The sequence below is a fragment of the Pseudomonas sp. LjRoot277 genome, assembly GCF_964253845.1.
Lineage (GTDB): Bacteria > Pseudomonadota > Gammaproteobacteria > Pseudomonadales > Pseudomonadaceae > Aquipseudomonas.
In genome coordinates this window covers 2,268,451-2,286,985 of the sequence record NZ_CAXURI020000001.1, presented here as the reverse complement: position 1 = coordinate 2,286,985, position 18,535 = coordinate 2,268,451, and the positions used below count along the sequence as shown (strand labels likewise).

Annotated in this window: 14 protein-coding genes; 2 read left to right on the top strand and 12 right to left on the bottom strand. The window is 60.7% G+C overall.

Going from position 1 to position 18,535, the window contains the following annotated elements:
* Positions 1-40: 40 nt before the first annotated feature.
* The 9 genes from ACSQ87_RS10730 to leuC all read right to left on the bottom strand — a co-directional run bounded on the left by ACSQ87_RS10730 (position 41) and on the right by leuC (position 11,376).
* Positions 41-661, bottom strand: a complete 621-nt coding sequence (locus ACSQ87_RS10730; protein WP_223432080.1) for a phosphoribosylanthranilate isomerase — start codon at positions 659-661, stop codon at positions 41-43.
* A 63-nt stretch (positions 662-724) separates the two neighbouring features.
* Positions 725-1,549: a tRNA pseudouridine(38-40) synthase TruA gene (gene truA, locus ACSQ87_RS10725; RefSeq protein ID WP_046047735.1), complete on the bottom strand. Its 825-nt coding sequence runs from the start codon at positions 1,547-1,549 to the stop codon at positions 725-727.
* Positions 1,550-1,747: 198 nt separating this feature from the next.
* Positions 1,748-4,576, bottom strand: coding sequence for a FimV/HubP family polar landmark protein (locus ACSQ87_RS10720; protein WP_223432079.1), 2,829 nt, complete (start codon positions 4,574-4,576; stop codon positions 1,748-1,750).
* Positions 4,577-4,783: 207 nt separating this feature from the next.
* Positions 4,784-5,794, bottom strand: coding sequence for an aspartate-semialdehyde dehydrogenase (locus tag ACSQ87_RS10715; protein WP_223432078.1), 1,011 nt, complete (start codon positions 5,792-5,794; stop codon positions 4,784-4,786).
* A gap of 257 nt (positions 5,795-6,051) precedes the next feature.
* On the bottom strand, positions 6,052-7,164 hold the full coding sequence (gene asd, locus ACSQ87_RS10710; protein ID WP_033061853.1) for an aspartate-semialdehyde dehydrogenase: 1,113 nt from the start codon (positions 7,162-7,164) through the stop codon (positions 6,052-6,054).
* 69 nt (positions 7,165-7,233) lie between these two features.
* Positions 7,234-8,316, bottom strand: coding sequence for a 3-isopropylmalate dehydrogenase (leuB, locus tag ACSQ87_RS10705; protein WP_223432077.1), 1,083 nt, complete (start codon positions 8,314-8,316; stop codon positions 7,234-7,236).
* Positions 8,317-8,388: 72 nt separating this feature from the next.
* Positions 8,389-9,156: a class I SAM-dependent methyltransferase gene (locus tag ACSQ87_RS10700; RefSeq protein ID WP_223432076.1), complete on the bottom strand. Its 768-nt coding sequence runs from the start codon at positions 9,154-9,156 to the stop codon at positions 8,389-8,391.
* Between the two features lie 146 nt (positions 9,157-9,302).
* Positions 9,303-9,947, bottom strand: coding sequence for a 3-isopropylmalate dehydratase small subunit (leuD, locus tag ACSQ87_RS10695; RefSeq protein WP_046047740.1), 645 nt, complete (start codon positions 9,945-9,947; stop codon positions 9,303-9,305).
* 10 nt (positions 9,948-9,957) lie between these two features.
* Entirely contained in the window at positions 9,958-11,376 is a 1,419-nt protein-coding gene (leuC, locus tag ACSQ87_RS10690) for a 3-isopropylmalate dehydratase large subunit (protein ID WP_008151269.1), read from the bottom strand.
* 146 nt (positions 11,377-11,522) lie between these two features.
* Between leuC and ACSQ87_RS10685 the strand changes: the two genes are divergently transcribed.
* The gene (locus ACSQ87_RS10685; RefSeq protein WP_111450539.1) at positions 11,523-12,413 is read left to right on the top strand and encodes a LysR family transcriptional regulator; all 891 of its coding nucleotides are present in this window, start codon (positions 11,523-11,525) and stop codon (positions 12,411-12,413) included.
* A gap of 65 nt (positions 12,414-12,478) precedes the next feature.
* Positions 12,479-15,757, top strand: coding sequence for an EAL domain-containing protein (locus tag ACSQ87_RS10680; RefSeq protein ID WP_223432074.1), 3,279 nt, complete (start codon positions 12,479-12,481; stop codon positions 15,755-15,757).
* A gap of 322 nt (positions 15,758-16,079) precedes the next feature.
* On the opposite strand, the gene ACSQ87_RS10675 is transcribed toward ACSQ87_RS10680, so the two are convergent.
* From ACSQ87_RS10675 to ACSQ87_RS10665, 3 genes are all read right to left on the bottom strand, one after another.
* Positions 16,080-17,039, bottom strand: a complete 960-nt coding sequence (locus tag ACSQ87_RS10675; protein WP_223432073.1) for a tRNA dihydrouridine synthase — start codon at positions 17,037-17,039, stop codon at positions 16,080-16,082.
* Positions 17,040-17,197: 158 nt separating this feature from the next.
* Positions 17,198-17,635 (bottom strand): acyl-CoA thioesterase, encoded by a 438-nt coding sequence (locus ACSQ87_RS10670; protein WP_046047743.1) that lies wholly within the window; start codon positions 17,633-17,635, stop codon positions 17,198-17,200.
* Positions 17,636-17,683: 48 nt separating this feature from the next.
* Complete coding sequence (locus tag ACSQ87_RS10665) at positions 17,684-18,517, bottom strand: alpha/beta fold hydrolase (RefSeq protein ID WP_223432072.1); 834 nt, start codon at positions 18,515-18,517, stop codon at positions 17,684-17,686.
* Positions 18,518-18,535 lie beyond the last annotated feature (18 nt).

Sequence of the window (18,535 nt, the reverse complement as noted above, 5' to 3'; positions counted from 1 at the left end):
AGCCATGCCTGTGGACGGCGGCAGTGTGCCAGCCGTCACATCAAGCTCTTACTACCGCTTTAATGAATGCCTGAATCTTTGCGTGATCCTTGATGCCCTTGCTCGCCTCCACCCCGCCGCTGACGTCCACGGCATAAGGCCGAACCCTTGCAATCGCCTCGGCGACGTTGTCCGGCGTCAAGCCACCCGCCAGGATGATCGGCTTGCTCAAGCCTTGCGGTATCAGAGACCAGTCAAATGCTTCGCCGGTTCCGCCGGGTACGCCTTCAACGTAGGCGTCGAGCAGGATACCGCTGGCACTTGGAAACGCATCGCACGCAGCCGCGATATCGTCACCGGCCTTGACCCGCAGCGCCTTGATGTACGGACGATTCCATTCTTCGCAGTCGGCCGCGGTTTCGTCGCCATGGAACTGCAACAGGTCCAGCGGCACGGCGTCGAGGATTTCTCCCAACTCGCAGCGGCTGGCGTTGACGAACAACCCTACGGTGGTCACGAACGGCGGCAATGCCTCGATGATCGAGCGCGCCTGCTGAAACGTCACGGCACGCGGGCTTTTGGCGTAGAACACAAATCCGATCGCATCAGCTCCGGCCTCAACCGCCGCCAACGCATCTTCTATGCGGGTAATCCCACAAATCTTGCTGCGAACGGCGGACATGTCGATAGAACCCCAAGGTAAATCCGAGAAAGTCCCGGATGGTAACAAAAGCGTTCGAGGGCGTCAGCCGTCAAGTTCCGAGAAACCGGTCAGGAAGTGCGGCCCGATGTAACGCTCGGGCAATTCGAACTCGTCGCGGTACTCGACCTGCACCAGGTACAGGCCGTACGGATGCGCCGTCACCCCACCGGAACGGCGAATGCGGCTCTCCAGCACTTCTTTCATCCACTCCACCGGGCGCTCGCCGGCACCGATGGTCATCAGCACGCCAGCAATATTGCGCACCATGTGGTGCAGGAAGGCGCTGGCGCGGATGTCCAGCACGATCATCTTGCCGTGGCGCGTGACGCGCAGGTGATGCAACTCCTTGATCGGCGACTTGGCCTGACACTGACCCGCACGGAAAGCGCTGAAATCGTGGGTGCCAACCAGGTACTGCGCCGCCTCGGCCATGCGCTCGACGTCCAGCGGACGGTGATTCCAGGTGATTTCTTCGTTCAGGTGCGCCGGGCGGATCTGGTCGTTGTAGATCACGTAGCGATAGCGCCGGGCAATCGCCTTGAACCGCGCATGAAAATGCGCCGGCATGACCTTGGCCCAGCTGACACTGACGTCGTGGGGCAAATTGATATTGGCGCCCATGACCCAGGCTTTCATCGAACGCTCGACCTGGGTATCGAAATGCACCACCTGACCGCACGCATGCACACCGGCATCCGTACGCCCGGCGCAGAGCAGCGATACCGGTGAGTCGGCGACTTTGGACAAAGCCTTTTCGAGCGTTTCCTGCACGGTGAGTACGCCGGAAGCCTGGCGCTGCCAGCCGCGATAGCGCGAGCCTTTGTATTCAACGCCCAACGCGATCCGGAAAAAGCCGTCGGCCACCATTTCGGCGGCCGGATTATCTATATTTGCCAAGGAGTGACAGCCTGCTGATGTACGCAAAGGCGGGCATTATAAGGCCGCCGGACCGGGACGCCAGAGGCGCGTGTTGTTTGTGGCCTGCCGGGGCTGGGTTGATCGTGGACTGAAACAAAAACGGCAGCCTCAATGGGCTGCCGTTTTTGTTTACGCCTTACCGATCAATCAAGCCAGACGCGAAAGCATTTCCTTGGCTTCGCTCTTCTGACCTGCATCACCCTCGGTCACCACCTCGTTGAGGATGTCCCGGGCGCCGTCGGCGTCGCCCATGTCGATGTAGGCCTGGGCCAGATCGAGTTTGGTAGCGACTTCGTCGGTGCCGGAAAGGAAATCGAATTCCGGCTCGTCAGCTGCGGAGACCATGGCGTCTTCCGCCGTGAAGCTCGGCTCGCCAAGACTCTGGGACAGACGATCCAGTTCGGCGTTGACGTCATCCAGTTCGGCCGCAAACGCGTCCGGAGCCTCTGGCGTTTCTGGCGCGTCCATTTCGTCAGCCAGCGACAGGTCGAAATCGGCAGGCAGCTCCAGATCGTCCAGCGCAACCTCGGGAACAGCCTGCGCTTCAGCGACAGGTAAATCCAAATCCTTGACGCCTTCATCCAAACTCAACAGGAAGTCGTCTTCGGCCAGGGTCGCCGGCGAGGCATCCCCACCGAGATCCATATCCAGGTCGAAGTCCGACAGGTCACCGAGGTTTTCCTTGATGTCGGCCTGCTGCTGCAACACCGACTCGAAGCTCAGGTCGTCGTCCCGCGGGAACTCGTCCAGCTCAGCCACAGACAGTGGCTCAGCTTCTGCTTCTGGTTCTGGTGCAACCACTGCCGGAGAGGCAGCTTCCAAATCATCCAGGCTCAAATCGAAAGCACTGTCGAGGTCATCGGACTCTGCCTCTGGTTCTGGTTCTGGTTCTGGTGCAACCACTGCCGGAGAGGCAGCTTCCAGATCATCCAGGCTCAAATCGAAGGCACTGTCGAAGTCATCGGGCTCTGCAACTGCTTCTACCTCTGGTGCAACCACTGCCGGAGTGGCGGATTCCAGATCATCCAGGCTCAAATCGAAGGCACTTTCGAAGTCATCGGGCACTGCCGGTGCCGGCGCTTCAGGCTCGTCCAGCAGCAGGTCCTTGACGTATTGCGCGTCCAGTTCGGCAGCGATCGCAGCGGCTGCGATACCACCGGCTGCGGCAATGACCATGGCCGGGAAGCGGCTCTTGAGTTTTTCGACCTGAGCAAAGTTGTCACCGTTGGCCACCAGTTGGCGTTCCTGGGCAACGAATGCATCGCGGTCGCCTTGCTGACCGTAGACTTCCATCAGCTTGAGGCGCAGGTCACTGCGTTGCGGCTCTTGCTTGATCCCGTCTTCCAGCAAGGCAGCCGCCTGATTCAGACGACCGGCGGTGATGTGCGACTGAGCCTTGCTCAGTACGTCGTCGTCGCGTTCGCCAGCAGGCGATACCAGTGGCGCGGCGATCGGCGGCGTTACCACAACCGGAGCAATGACTGGCGCTGGGGCTGGGGCTGGTGCAGGCGTTGGAGCTTGCGCGGTAGCGAGCTTCACGCTCGGCGGCGGCACTTCCAGGTCGTCGAAGATGCCTTTTGGCAGGTCGAGTTCAGCGGAGAACGCCTGCTCCTCGGCCAAGTCACGAGCCATGCGCAAATGCTTCTCGGCTTCTTGCTGGGCTTTGCGGCGACGCGCCAGCAACAGCAGCAGGAACAGCGCCACCACGGCACCGCCACCTGCCAGACCCAGTAGCCACGGATTGGTCAGCAGTTCTTTGAATTGCTGATCGTCGGATGCTGCTGGCGTCAGTTCGACTGGCTTCTCGGCCGGAGCCGGAGTGGCCTCAGGCGCAGGTGCAGGCGTTGCATCAGGATTGGCTGCGAGTTCGGCTGACATTGCCGGAGCGGTCGCACCTGGTGCCGGCGCACCCGCCGCACCTTCAGCCTGCAACTTGGCCAGTTGATTGTTCTTCAGTTCGATCAGGCGTTGCAGCTTGTCCAGCTGACTTTGCAGATCGGTCATGCGGCTTTTCAATTCGGCATTGTCACGACGGGTCGTGTCGAGGCTTTCCTGGGTCACGGCCAGCTTGTTGCTCAAATTCTTGGCATCACCCGCGGCACCTTTGCCACCGGCCTTGCCGGACTCGGCAGAGACCAGGCTCAGCTTGTCTGTCGCCGTTTGCGACGAAGGGCCTTCGCCGCGAGCGCGTTTGGTGGCATCGAGCTGCTGCTGTCCGGTCCCGGGCTTCGCCACGTAGCGACGACCCTGACGCCACGCGGTGTTCTGCGCGGAGACTTCAGCAATGGCCTTTGGTTGCGGCAGGCTGCTGCTCTGCGCCTGATCCGGCAGACGCAGCACCTGACCGGCTTTCAACCGGTTGATGTTGCCGTCGATAAAGGCATCCGGATTCAACGCCTGGATGGCCAGCATGGTTTGCTGGACCGAGCCGCCAGTGTGAGTTTTCGCAGCGATTTCCCACAGGGTATCGCGCGGCGCGGTGGTGTACTGGGTTGGTTTGGTGCCACCGGTCACCGGTGCGGTGACGGTTTGCGTCGGTGCAGGCTGCGCAGCCGCATCAGCGGTTTGCGGCGAGAATTTGGACGGATCGAGCAGCACGCTGTAATCGCGCAGCAGGCGACCGTTGGGCCACATCACCTGAACCAGGAATTTCACCATGGGTTCGGAGAGCGGTTTGCTGGAGGTCACACGCAGGATGCTTTTGCCGCTGGCGTTGAGCACCGGGGTAAAGGTCAGGTCATTGAGAAACGCCTGGCGGTCGACACCGGCCTTGGCGAAATCTGCGGGCGAAGCCAGGCTCGGAACCACTTCGGCAGCGGTGAGGTCCTTGACGTCGAGCAACTCGATTTCTGCCACCAGGGGCTGGTTCAGCGTCGACTTCAGGGTCAATTCCCCAAGCCCGAGGGCATGCGCCATACCGGAGGACAGCGCCGAGGCGGCCGCTATTGCTAACACCAGTTTGCGAACTTGAACCATAGCCTCATCCTTTGTTTGAACATTCCTCGGCCAGCGAGAAGGTGTTGATAGTCGCTGCCGTAAGGCATTGCGCGCGGCGGCGAAGAGTCGTCGCGCGCGATCATTTCATTCATGCCACGCAAAGCCCCGGAGGGAGCCCGCCTTCAGCAGTCCGGCCAAGCATAGCGCCCGGCTGGATTCATTCGACAAATTGTTGCCAAGTATCTTTTACAGCAGGTCTTTTATCAACAATTCAGCCACCTGCACAGCATTGAGCGCGGCACCTTTGCGTACGTTATCTGACGTCAGCCACAAATTAAGTTCCGACAGGTCGTCGATCCCGCTGCGAACCCGACCAACGTAGACCACGTCCTGCCCTACCGCATCGCCTACCGGCGTCGGGTAATCGCCGGCTTCCACCAACTCGATACCGGGCGCGTCTTCCAGGGCGGCGTTGACTTTTGCCAGGTCGATGTCGCTCGATGACTGCAAGGTCACGTTAAAGCTATCGCCAAAAAACACCGGCGCTTGAATGCAAGTGACGGAAATCTTTAATAAAGGCAGCGCCATGACCTGACGCAGCTCGCGTACCAGGCGTTTTTCCAGCAGCGTGTGACCCTGATCATCTGGCTTGCCCACTTGCGCCAGCAAATTGAAGGCCATCTGCCGATCGAAGAAGGTCGGCTCCAGCGGACGCACATTGAGCAGCTCGGCCGTTTGCCGTGCCAGCTCGGTGACGGCTTCGCGGCCCTGGGCAGACACGGCCAGGCTGGCGGTCAAATTGATGCGTTGCAGGTCGAGCAAACCGAGCAACGGCGCGAGTACTACCGCCAACGTGGTGGCCGAAGGGCTTGGACTGCTGACCTGGAACGGTTTTTTCAAACCGGCCAGCACCTGAGCGTTGGCTTCAGGCACGACGTGTGGCGCCTGATCAGCCGGCAACGCGCCGGACAGGTCGATCAGCGAGCAACCGGCGGCCGTGGCACGCGAAGCGAAACTCAGGGTTACCGCCGGGCCGGCAGCGAAGAACACCAGCCGGACCTTGCTGAAGTCGAACTCATCGACTTCCCGCACCCGCACGTTCTTGCCGCGAAACGGCACCGAATGCCCGGCCGATTCGCTGCTGGCGAGCAGGTGCAGATTGCCCACCGGGAAGTCGCGTTCTTCGAGAATCTGCACGAGCGTTTCGCCGACAGTACCGGTGGCGCCGATCACGGCAATATCAAAGGACTGGCTCATGGTTCTACCTCTGGCGAAACGGGGGGAGCGGCACTTTACCGGGTGGTTGGCATGCAGGCAATTCTGCCGGGACTTTGCGGCGCCTCAACCGCCGCCTTCGCGAGCAAGCCCGCTCCCACATTTGGAATGCATTTCAAATGTGGGAGCGGGCTTGCTCGCGAAGGCGGCCGATCAGGCAACCGATGAATTTCAGACTGTCGGGGATAAAAAAACCCGCACCTCTTTCAAGGCACGGGTTCTTTTATTACTTCAACCGATCAACGCTCAAGCAGGATCCGCAGCATGCGACGCAGCGGTTCGGCCGCGCCCCACAGCAGTTGGTCGCCAACGGTGAACGCGCCGACGTACTGCGTGCCCATGTTCAGCTTGCGCAGACGGCCAACCGGTACGTTCAGGGTGCCGGTGACTTTCGTCGGGCTCAGTTCCTGAATGCTGGCTTCGCGGCTGTTCGGCACCAGTTTGACCCAAGGGTTGTGCTGGCTGATCAGCCCTTCGATATCGGCGATCGGTACATCTTTGTTCAGTTTGATGGTCAGCGCCTGGCTGTGGCAGCGCATGGCGCCGATACGCACGCAGATGCCATCGACCGGAATCGGGCTTTTGAAGCGACCGAGGATCTTGTTGGTCTCGGCCTGGGCTTTCCACTCTTCGCGGCTCTGACCGTTCGGCAGCTCCTTGTCGATCCACGGGATCAGGCTGCCGGCCAGCGGTACGCCGAAGTTTTCGGTCGGGTACGCGTCGCTGCGCATGGCTTCGGCCACACGGCGGTCGATGTCGAGGATCGCGCTGGCCGGGTCGGCCAGTTGATCAGCGACAGCGGCGTGGGTCGCGCCCATTTGCTTGATCAGTTCACGCATGTTCTGCGCGCCGGCACCGGAGGCCGCCTGATAAGTCATGGCGCTCATCCACTCGACCAGACCGGCTTCGAACAGACCGCCCAGGCCCATCAGCATCAGGCTGACGGTGCAGTTGCCGCCGATGTAGTTCTTGGTGCCTGCGTCGAGCTGCTGGTCGATAACCTTGCGGTTCACCGGGTCCAGCACGATCACCGCGTCATCCTGCATGCGCAGGCTGGAAGCGGCGTCGATCCAGTAACCCTGCCAGCCGGCTTCGCGCAGTTTCGGGAAAACTTCGCTGGTGTAGTCGCCACCCTGGCAGGTCAGAATCACGTCGAGGGTTTTCAGCTCATCAATGCTGTAAGCGTCCTTGAGCGGAGCAATGTCCTTGCCCACGGACGGGCCTTGGCCACCGACATTGGAAGTGGTGAAAAACACCGGCTCAATAAGATCGAAATCCTGCTCTTCCAGCATCCGCTGCATGAGCACGGAACCGACCATACCGCGCCAACCGATCAGACCTACACGTTTCATCGCAACTACACCTTCTTTAAAAAGTGGGCCGCTGCTTTCAAGAGTGAAAGTTGCAGCGGGCCCGAGAGATTACAGATTCCGCAGCGCGGCGACTACTGCGTCACCCATTTCCTGCGTACCGACTTTAGTACAACCGGCCGACCAGATGTCGCCAGTGCGCAAGCCCTGGTCCAATACCAGACTGACGGCCTTCTCGATCGCATCGGCCGCATCCTGCAGATTGAAGCTGTAACGCAGCATCATCGACACCGACAGAATGGTCGCCAACGGGTTGGCAATGCCCTTGCCAGCGATGTCCGGCGCCGAACCGTGGCACGGCTCGTACATGCCTTTGTTGTTGGTATCCAGCGACGCCGACGGCAGCATGCCGATGGAACCGGTGAGCATCGACGCCTGGTCGGAAAGAATGTCGCCGAACAGGTTGTCGGTGACGATCACGTCGAATTGCTTCGGTGCACGCACCAGCTGCATGGCGGCGTTGTCGACGTACATGTGGCTCAGTTCGACTTCAGGGTAATCCTTGGCCACTTGTTCGACGATTTCACGCCACAGCTGGCTGGAGGCCAGCACGTTGGCCTTGTCCACCGAGCACAGCTTCTTGCCGCGCACCATGGCCATGTCGAAACCGACACGGGCGATACGGCGGATTTCGCTTTCGCTGTACGGCAGGGTGTCGTAAGCCTGACGCTCGCCGTTTTCCAGGGTGCGGGTACCGCGTGGCGCGCCGAAGTAGATACCACCGGTCAGTTCACGGACGATCAGGATATCCAGGCCAGCAACGATTTCAGGCTTCAGGCTCGAAGCCTCGGCCAGTTGCGGGTACAGGATCGCCGGACGCAGGTTGCCGAACAGGCCCAGTTGCGCACGGATTTTCAGCAGGCCGCGCTCAGGGCGGATATCACGCTCGATGGTGTCCCATTTCGGGCCGCCCACGGCGCCGAGCAGTACAGCGTCTGCCGCGCGTGCACGTTCCAGGGTTTCGTCAGCCAGCGGCACGCCGTGCTTGTCGATGGCAGCGCCACCGATCACGTCATGGCTCAGCTCGAAGCCCAGGCTGTACTTGGTGTTGGCCAGCTCCAGCACCTTGACCGCTTCGGCCATGATTTCCGGGCCAATACCGTCGCCTGGGAGAATCAGAATCTGCTTGCTCATGCTTTCCTCATGTCATCAGTCGGTGCGCCCGTGGGTCACGGGTTAGCCGGGAAAAATTCTATCGTTCAGAGCTTATCGCTCAGCCATCAGCACCAGCACATCGGTACTGAACGAACCATCGGCCTCAATCTCAAAATATTCGCGTACTTCATTGCCCATCGATTGCTGCAACTCGAGGATTGCCGCGCGCATCACCTCGGGCGTGCGCATGCGCTCGACCCAGGAGGTATATTCAAGGCGCAGCCGTTGACGGGTGGTGCTGCGGGTATGCAACCCCGCTTCGCTGACCTGACGCAACCACTCGCCGGCGGAATAATCGCGCACATGGCTGGTGTCGCGCAGCACTTCGACGCTTTGCAGGTAAGTGTCGAACAATGGACTGCCCGGTGACAACACGTCGATGAACGCCGCCACGCCGCCCGGCTTCAGCACCCGACGAACCTCTCGCAGGGCCAGGCCGAGATCGCTCCAATGGTGCGCCGAATAACGGCTGAAGACGAAATCGAATTCGCCATCGGCGAAGGGCAGGCGCTCGGCGGCGCCCAGCACGGTGGACACGTTGGTCAGACCGCGATCGACGGCGGCACCGGCCACCACGTCGAGCATCTGCTGCGACAAATCGTAGGCCACCACTTCTTTCACCAGCGCGGCCACGTGAAAACTCACGTGACCAGCGCCGCAGCCCAGATCCAGCACACGAGCATCGCCCTGCCCTGCCAGTTCAGCCTGTAGCAGCGCAAATTCGGTGCCCTGAGCGTGTACCGCGCTGCTCAGATAGGCCGAGGCTTGTTCACCGAATTGCTTTTGTACGACTTGGCTGTGCTGGGCGTTGCTGGTCATATGGACTTCCTTTTTGGGGTGAGTCTTGTGTTGCCTGGGGTGCCGCCATCGCGAGCAAGCTCGCTCCCACAGGGATTTTGTGTACGCCGCAAATCCAATGTGGGAGCGAGCTTGCTCGCGATGGCGTCATGTCGCCTTACGCAAAATCAAACGTCGCGAAACAACCAAGGCTGGCTCGCACGGTGTTTGGCTTCAAACGCCGCAATCGCTTCGTGGTCCTGCAAGGTCAGGCCGATGTCGTCCAGGCCGTTGACCAGGCAATGCTTGCGGAACTCGTCAAGCTCAAAGCTGTAGACCTTGCCGTCAGGCCGGGTCACGGTCTGGGCTTGCAGATCAACCGTCAACTCGTAGCCAGGATTCGCCTCGACCTGCTGGAACAACTCATCCACTTCAGCGTCGCTCAAGATGATCGGCAGCAAGCCGTTCTTGAAGCTGTTGTTATAGAAGATGTCGGCGTAGCTCGGCGCAATGATGCTGCGAAAACCGTACTCTTCCAGCGCCCACGGCGCGTGTTCACGGCTGGAGCCGCAACCGAAGTTCTCGCGGGCCAGCAGTACGCTGGCGCCTTGATAACGCTCGGCGTTGAGCACGAAATCCTTGTTCAGCGGACGCTTGGAGTTGTCCTGGTAGGCATAGCCCACGTCCAGGTAGCGCCATTCGTCGAACAGGTTCGGACCAAAACCGGTGCGCTTGATCGACTTCAAGAACTGCTTCGGAATGATCTGGTCGGTGTCGACGTTGGCACGGTCCAATGGCGCGACCAAACCGGTGTGTTGGGTAAAAGCTCTCATGTGCGTTTCCTCAGATCAGTTCGCGAACGTCGATGAAACGACCGTGGACGGCAGCCGCCGCGGCCATGGCCGGGCTGACCAGGTGCGTACGGCCACCGGCGCCCTGACGCCCTTCGAAGTTGCGGTTGGAGGTCGACGCGCAATGTTCGCCCGACTCCAAACGGTCCGGGTTCATCGCCAGGCACATCGAGCAACCCGGTTCACGCCACTCGAAACCGGCTTCGAGGAAAATCTTGTCCAGGCCTTCGGCCTCGGCTTGCGCCTTCACCAGGCCCGAGCCCGGCACCACGATGGCTTGCTTGATGGTCGAAGCGACTTTACGGCCCTTGGCGATCACCGCCGCAGCACGCAAGTCTTCGATCCGCGAGTTGGTGCAGGAACCAATGAAGACGCGGTCCAGTTGAATGTCGGTGATCGCCTGGTTGGCGCTCAAACCCATGTATTTCAAGGCGCGCTCGATGGAACCGCGTTTGACCAGGTCCATTTCCTTCGCCGGGTCCGGCACGTTCTGATCAACCGCCAGGACCATCTCGGGCGAAGTGCCCCAGCTGACTTGCGGCTTGATCTGAGTGGCGTCGAGCTCGACCACGGTGTCGAACACCGCATCGGCGTCGGACACCAGGTCTTTCCAGGCTTCGACCGCCATGTCCCATTCCGCGCCTTTCGGGGCAAATGGACGGCCCTTGACGTAAGCCACGGTTTTTTCGTCGGCAGCCACCAGGCCCACACGCGCGCCGGCTTCAATGGACATGTTGCAGATGGTCATGCGGCCTTCGACGGACAAATCGCGAATGGCGCTGCCGGCGAACTCGATGGCGTGGCCGTTACCGCCGGCGGTGCCGATCTTGCCGATGACGGCGAGCACGATGTCCTTGGCGGTCACGCCGAACGGTAACTTGCCCTCGACCGACACCAGCATGTTTTTCATTTTCTTCGCCACCAGGCATTGCGTGGCGAACACGTGTTCGACCTCGGAAGTCCCGATGCCGTGGGCCAATGCGCCAAACGCGCCGTGGGTCGAGGTGTGCGAGTCGCCGCAGACCACGGTCATGCCCGGCAAGGTGGCGCCCTGCTCCGGACCAATCACGTGGACGATGCCCTGACGCACGTCATTCATTTTGAATTCGGTGATGCCATATTCGTCGCAATAGTCATCGAGGGTTTGAACCTGCAGGCGCGAGACCTGATCGGTAATCGCTTCGATGCCGCCCTTGCGATCAGGAGTGGTCGGTACGTTGTGGTCCGGGGTGGCGATGATCGAGTCGACGCGCCAAGGCTTGCGCCCGGCCAGTCGCAGGCCTTCGAAAGCTTGGGGCGATGTCACTTCATGGATGATGTGGCGGTCGATATAGATCAGCGACGACCCATCGTCGCGCCGTTTCACTTCATGGGAATCCCAAAGCTTGTCGTAAAGCGTTTTGCCGGCCATCAGACGGTCCTCATCAGCGTGTTTCTATGCCCTGGATCTTGAGAGATTCAATAACCCCTTGGCTTGTGAGGTCGATCCTAGGGGGTTACATTAAATAACTCAAATTCATATTTTTCATGCTTTGGATAACCAACTGGAATACCGCAATGGACCTCGCCAACCTCAATGCTTTTATCGCGATTGCCGAGACCGGCAGCTTCTCTGGCGCTGGCGAACGGCTGCACCTGACGCAACCGGCCATCAGCAAGCGTATCGCCGGACTGGAGCAGCAATTGAAGGTGCGCCTGTTCGATCGCCTGGGCCGTGAAGTCAGCCTGACCGAGGCCGGACGCGCCTTGCTGCCACGGGCCTATCAGATTCTGAATGTGCTGGACGACACCCGCCGCGCCCTGACCAACCTGACCGGCGAAGTGAGCGGCCGCCTGACCCTGGCCACCAGTCACCACATCGGCCTGCACCGCTTACCCCCCTTATTAAGGGAGTTCACCCGACGTTACCCGCAAGTGGCGCTGGATATTCAGTTCTTAGATTCGGAAGTGGCCTACGAAGAAATCCTCCATGGCCGCGCCGAACTGGCGGTCATTACCCTGGCGCCGGAGCCCCACGCACTGGTCAAGGCCACGCCGGTGTGGGACGACCCGCTGGACTTCGTGGTCGCCCCGGAGCACTCGCTGATCAGCCACGGCCCGGTCAGCCTGGCGGACATCGCCCTGCACCCGGCGGTATTCCCCGGCGGCAACACCTTTACTCACCACATCGTCCGGCGTCTGTTCGAAGCTCAAGGCCTGACGCCGAACATCGCCATGAGTACCAATTACCTGGAAACCATCAAGATGATGGTCTCGATCGGCCTGGCCTGGAGCGTGTTGCCGCGCACCATGCTTGATGATCAGGTTGCGAGAATTCCTTTACCGGGCATACAACTGACTCGCCAGCTAGGCTATATCCTGCACACAGAGCGGACGCTGTCGAATGCGGCACGGGCCTTCATGGCCTTGCTGGATGCGCAAATCGATCTGCCAGGGACTCTCGGCTAAGCTGTGCTACTCCTATAGAGCCTCGAGTCACTGAAACTGATACCCCACTCAGCCAAGGCTTGCCAATGCCGAAATCTGTTGACCGTATTCCGCCGATGCCGCGTATACAGGCGCTTGACCCAAAACGGTCCGAGCAGAGCTGGGAAAGCGCCCCACAATTGCTGGCCGCCCTTAACGGTGCACGGTTGGGCGCCTGGTATTGGGACATTGAACGTGGGCAGATCAGCTGGTCGCGGGGGACTCAGGCGCTGTTCGGCTTCGATCCCCGGCAACCGCTGCCGGCGGATCTGGAATACCTCGACTTGCTGCCGCCAGAGGATCGGGCGAAAACCATTCGCGCCTTCGACGCGGTGATCGCCGGCGCCCCGCTGGAACAGGCAATGCATCACCGCATCCGCTGGCCCGACGGCAGCCTGCACTGGCTTGAGATCAACGGCAGTCTGCTGCCGGACAAACACGGTCGACCACGGATGATTGGCGTCATCCGTGAAATCACCCACCAGCGCCAGCGCGAACAGGCGTTGAGCAGCTCGGAAAAACGCTTCGCCACGCTGTTCCACCTGTGTCCGAACATGGTGCTGCTGACTCGCCAGGAAGACGGTCTGATCAGCGAAGCCAACCAGTATTTCGAAAGCCTGTTTGGCTGGCCAGTGCAGAACGCTATTGGTCGCACCACTCTGGAACTGGGCCTCTGGGTGCATCCGGAGCAACGGGCGCAACTCGTCAAAGCCACCAAGGCCAAGGGCGAACTGGTCAGCATGGAGGTGCAATTTCGTGCCAGCAACGGCCAGATCCACGACGGAATCCTCAGCGCGCAAAAGGTCGAGCTCGAAGGCCAGCCTTATCTGCTGAGTACGTTCCTTGACACCACCGAACGCAAAGCCGCCGAACATGCCCTGAAAGACAGCCAGGAGCGCCTCGACCTGGCGCTGGATTCCGCGCAACTCGGCACCTGGGACTGGCACATTCCCAGTGGCATGCTTTACGGCTCGGCACGCGCCGCCCAGCTGCACGGGCTGGACCCCATACCTTTCCATGAATCCTTCGACGAGTTTTTCGAAGGCGTGCCCGGCGAAGAGCGCGACACCATGCGCGATGCCTATCGCAGCCTCCGAGAAGGCCCTGCCGGCAATTATCAACTGACCTACCGCGTGCAACTGCCGGACGGTAGCTCGCGCTTCCTGGAAAGCCGCGCCCGACTCTATCGCGATGAAAACGGTGTCCCGCTGCGCATGGCCGGCACCCTGCTCGACATTACCGATCAGGTGGAACGTGAGCAGCTGCTGGTAGCGTCCGAAGAGAAGTTCGCCACCCTGTTCCAGGTCAGCCCGGACCCGATTTGCGTGACCCGTCAGGACACCGGCCAATTTATCGAGATCAACTCCAGCTTCACCCAGACCTTCGGCTGGAGCGCCGCCGACGTGATTGGCCGCGGCGCCGACGAAATCGGTCTATGGGACGCATCGGCGCAAAGCCTGCGACGCATCGAGCAGGTCATCCGCGAACAGGGTCTGAACAACGTGGCGATCCTCGTTCAGCACAAAGACGGGCAAGCCCTGACCTGCGTGATTTCCAGCCGCCAGATCAGCGTCGGTGACCAGCCGTGCGTTGTCACCACCCTGCGCGATATCACTCAGCAGCAACGCTCGGAAGCCGCGCTCAAGGCCAGCGAAGAGAAGTTCGCCAAGGCGTTCCACTCCAGCCCCGACGCCATCACCATCACCGAGCGCGACACCGGGCGTTATCTGGAGGTTAACGATGGCTTTTGCCGCCTGACCGGTTACCGCGCTGATGAAGTGGTTGGTCGCACGGTGTATCAGGTCGGCATCTGGGCCGAGGAAAAACAACGTTCGGCGCTGCTCGCCGAACTCCAGATCAAGGGTCGGGTACTTCATCAGGAAATGCTCGGACGCAATAAACGCGGCGAGTTGCTGACCGTCGAAGTGTCGGTAGAACCGATCACCCTCAACGAAACCGCCTGCCTGCTGCTGACCGCGCGGGACGTCAGCCTGCTGAAAAACGCCGAAGCGCAGATCCGTCACCTGGCCTACCACGACCCGCTGACCAACCTGCCCAACCGCGCCCTGCTGATGGATCGCCTGAGTCAGCAGATTGCCCTGCTCAAGCGCCACAACCTGCGTGGCGCCCTGATGTTTCTCGACCTTGATCACTTCAAGCACATCAATGATTCGCTCGGTCATCCGGTGGGCGATACGGTGCTGAAAATCATCACTGCGCGCCTCGAAGCCAGCGTGCGCATGGAAGACACCGTCGCGCGTTTGGGCGGTGATGAGTTCGTGGTGCTGCTCAGCGGGCTCGAAGGCTCGCGCAACGACGTCAGCGAGCAAGTCCTGCAACTGGCGGACACCTTGCGTGAACTGCTGTCGGAGCCGATGTTCCTCGACGGACAACGCCTGCAAGTAACCCCGAGCATCGGTATCGCGCTGATTCCCGATCACGGCTCGACCCCGACCGACCTGCTCAAACGCGCCGACATCGCCCTCTACCGGGCCAAGGATTCGGGCCGCAACACCGCGCAGATGTACCACAACACCATGCAGAAGGCGGCGAGCGAACGCTTGCGCATGGAAACCGACCTGCGCCTGGCCCTTTCCCGGGGTGAGTTCCGCGTGCACTACCAGCCTCAGGTCGACGCCCGGAACGACCGCATCGTCGGCGCCGAGGCGCTGGTGCGCTGGAACCATCCGGACCTCGGCGCGCAATCGCCCACCGAGTTCATCAAGGTACTGGAGGACAGCGGCCTGATTCTGGAAGTCGGCACATGGATCATCGATGAAGCTTGCGCCGCCTTCAGGCAGCTGATTGCCAAGGGCCTGATAGACCCGCTCGACTTCAGCCTGTGCGTCAACATCAGCCCACGGCAATTTCGTCAGAATGACTTTGTCGAACGCATCGAACACAGCCTCGCCAGCCACGGTCTGCCCTGCTCGCTGCTGAAACTGGAAATCACCGAAGGCATCGTGATCCAGAACCTGGAAGACACCATCAACAAAATGCGTAGCCTGAAAAAACTCGGCGTGAGTTTCGCCATGGACGATTTCGGCACCGGTTATTCCTCGCTGACCTACCTCAAGCGTCTGCCGGTCGACACCCTGAAAATCGACCAATCGTTCATCCGCGACGCCACCACCGACCCCAACGACGCCGAGATCATCCGCGCCATCGTTGCCATGGCCCGTAGCCTGGAATTGAAAGTGATTGCCGAAGGGGTAGAGACGCCGGAGCAGCTGGAATTCTTGCAGGGGCTGGGCTGCCATTTTTATCAGGGGTATTTGCACAGCCCGCCGCTGCCGGTGGAGGACTTCCAGAAGCTCCTCAAATAACGCCGAAGCGCATGAAACTCTTGTAGCAGCTGCCGAGCAGCGCGAGGCTGCGTTCGGCTGCGAAGCAGTCGTTGATTCAGACGACGCGGTGTTTCAGTTAAAACTCGCTTGCAGGTTTTACGACTGCTTCGCAGCCGAACGCAGCCTCGCGCTGCTCGGCAGCTGCTACGGAACGTGCGTTAAGTTCGAGATGACGGGCACAAAAAAGGGCGCCAGTGGCGCCCTTTTCATTGCTCTGCCTTAGTGCTACAGCGCTGGCTTTTGCGTCCCGTTGATCGGGATGCGTTTGGATTGCTTTTCAAGAGATTATTTACAGATTTTTTCAGGCGGCTTCGGACACCTGAAGACCCAGTAAACGTGAGACCTGATCCAGTTCGGTCTCGCGACGCAGGACGGTGAACAGCTCGACCGCCTCGGGATAATTGCGGGTCAGCATCGCCAGCCACTGCTTCAAGCGACCCGGCGATTGGCGTGGCGTCATCTGCGCCTTGGCTTGCAACCAGAAGTCCTGAATCAGCGGCAACAACTCGGCCCAGGTCATCTCGACGACGTCCTCACCAGCTCGCGCCATTGCGATTTGCCGTGCCAGGTCCGGGCGCGACACCAGGCCGCGACCGAGCATGATGTCCTCGACACCGCTGATTTCGCGGCAACAACGCCAGTCTTCGACGCTCCAGATGTCGCCATTGGCGAACACCGGCACCTTGACGACATCTTGCACTCGGGGGATCCATTCCCAATGGGCTGGCGGCTTGTAGCCGTCAGTTTTGGTCCGTGCGTGAACCACGATGTGTGCCGCGCCACCTTCGGCCAGGGCCGTGGCACACACCAGCGCACCGTCCGGGCTGTCGAAACCGAGGCGCATCTTGGCAGTCACCGGAATGTGCGCCGGAACGGCGCGACGCACGTGTTCGACGATCTGGTTCAGCAGCTCAGGTTCTTTAAGCAGGACGGCGCCGCCACGGGACTTGTTCACAGTCTTGGCCGGGCAGCCGAAGTTGAGGTCGATGACCTCGGAACCCAGTTCGCAGGCCAGCGCAGCATTTTCCGCCAGGCACACCGGATCGGAACCGAGCAGCTGCACCCGCAGCGGCACGCCGGACGCGGTGCGGGCGCCGGTCAACAGTTCGGGGCCGAACTTGTGGTAATAGGCAGGCGTGAGCAGCTGGTCGTTGATCCGAATGAACTCGGTCACGCACCAATCGATACCGCCCACACGGGTCAGCACGTCCCGCAGGATGTTGTCGACCAACCCCTCCATGGGCGCCAAAGCAATTTGCATGAAAAACACACTCAACGAAAAACGTGCGGCAGTTTACAGGTTTAGCCCGTGTAGGAGCTGTCGAGTGAAACGAGGCTGCGATTTTTTGATCTTGCACTTCAAAGACAACATCAAAAGATCGCAGCCTCGTTTCACTCGACAGCTCCTACAAGGGACAGTCAGGCCGGGAGTTGCAGTGCAGGGCCATAACCCTCGATGAACTCCGCCGGCATGCGCTTGGGCTTGCCGGTCGACAGTTCGATGCAGACGAAGGTGGTTTGGGCCCGCAGCAACGTGGTGTTGTCGCTGGGGCGCTTCAACTGGAAGTGGCGGGTCATTTTCAGACGTTGGTCCCAATCGACGATCCATGTCGCCAATTGCAACTCATCGCCTTCATAGGCGGCCGCCAGGTAATCGATCTCGTGCCGCACCACCGCCATCGCCCGATCCAGTCGACGATATTCGACCAGGTCCAGGCCAAGCCGCTGGGAGTGGCGCCAGGCACAGCGCTCGAGCCAGGTCACGTACACCGCGTTATTCGCGTGACCCAGCCCATCGATGTCCTCTGCGCCGACTTCCAGATCAATGATAAATGGCGTTGCCCGATCCCAGCCCATGCCCCACTCCCGGTCAGAAAATTTTCACCGGGGCAGTGTAACGGATGCTCAGGCCGATTGGCGCGATTGCAGACTGCGACCGGCGAGCAACGAGAGAACGCCTTCGATCACCCGAGGGTCAGCCAGCACCCGTTGATGACCACCCTCTTCCAGGCGCAGTAAACGGCTGTCGAACCAGGCTTCGTTGATCAGCTGCGATTCCTTGACCGGAACGTAGTTATCATCTTCGGCGTGAACGATCAGGCCGGGCATGTCGAGCTGATAGTGCGCGACATCCAGCGCAGCAGCGCGCATGCCGACGTCTCTTTCGACCTGACGAATGAACGCCGAGCGGGCTCTCGGCGGCAGCCGCACATAGCGCGCGAAACCGCGCAACACGCCGAGAATCCGCGCCGGGGCAGCGATAGTGACCAGGGTTTCGGTACGCAAGCCCAACTGAACGGCGAGCATGGCACTGGCGCCGCCCATGGAATGACCGATGACGGCTTGCAGCGGCGGCAACTCGGCAGCGGCTTCAAGCATGGCCCGGGCGAACAGCACTACATTGGCTTCGCGACCCGGCGAGCGACCGTGGGCCGGACCGTCCAGCGCAACCACGGTGTAACCGGCATCGACCAACGCGGTGATGAGGCTGGCAAACTGCGTCGGCCGGCCTTCCCAACCGTGCATCAGCAACACGGCGGGGCCTTGCCCCCAACGCAGCGCCGAGAGGCCGAAGCGCAGGGTGATTCGCTCGGACTTCGCCAGCAGCGGTAATTCCCAATCGCGCGGTGGCAGTTCCCGCGGCGTCATGAATGCCAGTCGCATTTTGCTCGCGACCAGTTTCGGTGCGAACCAGCCCAAGGTGCCATTAACGCCACGAACCCACTTCAACGTGCTCATCGCTTTCACTCCTCAGGC

What these genes read in the sequence shown, in the direction of transcription:
- ACSQ87_RS10730 (WP_223432080.1), bottom strand. Translation starts at nt 661, where the DNA reads ATGTCCGCCGTTCGCAGCAAGATTTGTGGGATTACCCGCATAGAAGAT.
- truA (WP_046047735.1), bottom strand. Translation starts at nt 1,549, where the DNA reads ATGGTGGCCGACGGCTTTTTCCGGATCGCGTTGGGCGTTGAATACAAA.
- ACSQ87_RS10720 (WP_223432079.1), bottom strand. Translation starts at nt 4,576, where the DNA reads ATGGTTCAAGTTCGCAAACTGGTGTTAGCAATAGCGGCCGCCTCGGCG.
- ACSQ87_RS10715 (WP_223432078.1), bottom strand. Translation starts at nt 5,794, where the DNA reads ATGAGCCAGTCCTTTGATATTGCCGTGATCGGCGCCACCGGTACTGTC.
- asd (WP_033061853.1), bottom strand. Translation starts at nt 7,164, where the DNA reads ATGAAACGTGTAGGTCTGATCGGTTGGCGCGGTATGGTCGGTTCCGTG.
- leuB (WP_223432077.1), bottom strand. Translation starts at nt 8,316, where the DNA reads ATGAGCAAGCAGATTCTGATTCTCCCAGGCGACGGTATTGGCCCGGAA.
- ACSQ87_RS10700 (WP_223432076.1), bottom strand. Translation starts at nt 9,156, where the DNA reads ATGACCAGCAACGCCCAGCACAGCCAAGTCGTACAAAAGCAATTCGGT.
- leuD (WP_046047740.1), bottom strand. Translation starts at nt 9,947, where the DNA reads ATGAGAGCTTTTACCCAACACACCGGTTTGGTCGCGCCATTGGACCGT.
- leuC (WP_008151269.1), bottom strand. Translation starts at nt 11,376, where the DNA reads ATGGCCGGCAAAACGCTTTACGACAAGCTTTGGGATTCCCATGAAGTG.
- ACSQ87_RS10685 (WP_111450539.1), top strand. Translation starts at nt 11,523, where the DNA reads ATGGACCTCGCCAACCTCAATGCTTTTATCGCGATTGCCGAGACCGGC.
- ACSQ87_RS10680 (WP_223432074.1), top strand. Translation starts at nt 12,479, where the DNA reads ATGCCGAAATCTGTTGACCGTATTCCGCCGATGCCGCGTATACAGGCG.
- ACSQ87_RS10675 (WP_223432073.1), bottom strand. Translation starts at nt 17,039, where the DNA reads ATGCAAATTGCTTTGGCGCCCATGGAGGGGTTGGTCGACAACATCCTG.
- ACSQ87_RS10670 (WP_046047743.1), bottom strand. Translation starts at nt 17,635, where the DNA reads ATGGGCTGGGATCGGGCAACGCCATTTATCATTGATCTGGAAGTCGGC.
- ACSQ87_RS10665 (WP_223432072.1), bottom strand. Translation starts at nt 18,517, where the DNA reads ATGAGCACGTTGAAGTGGGTTCGTGGCGTTAATGGCACCTTGGGCTGG.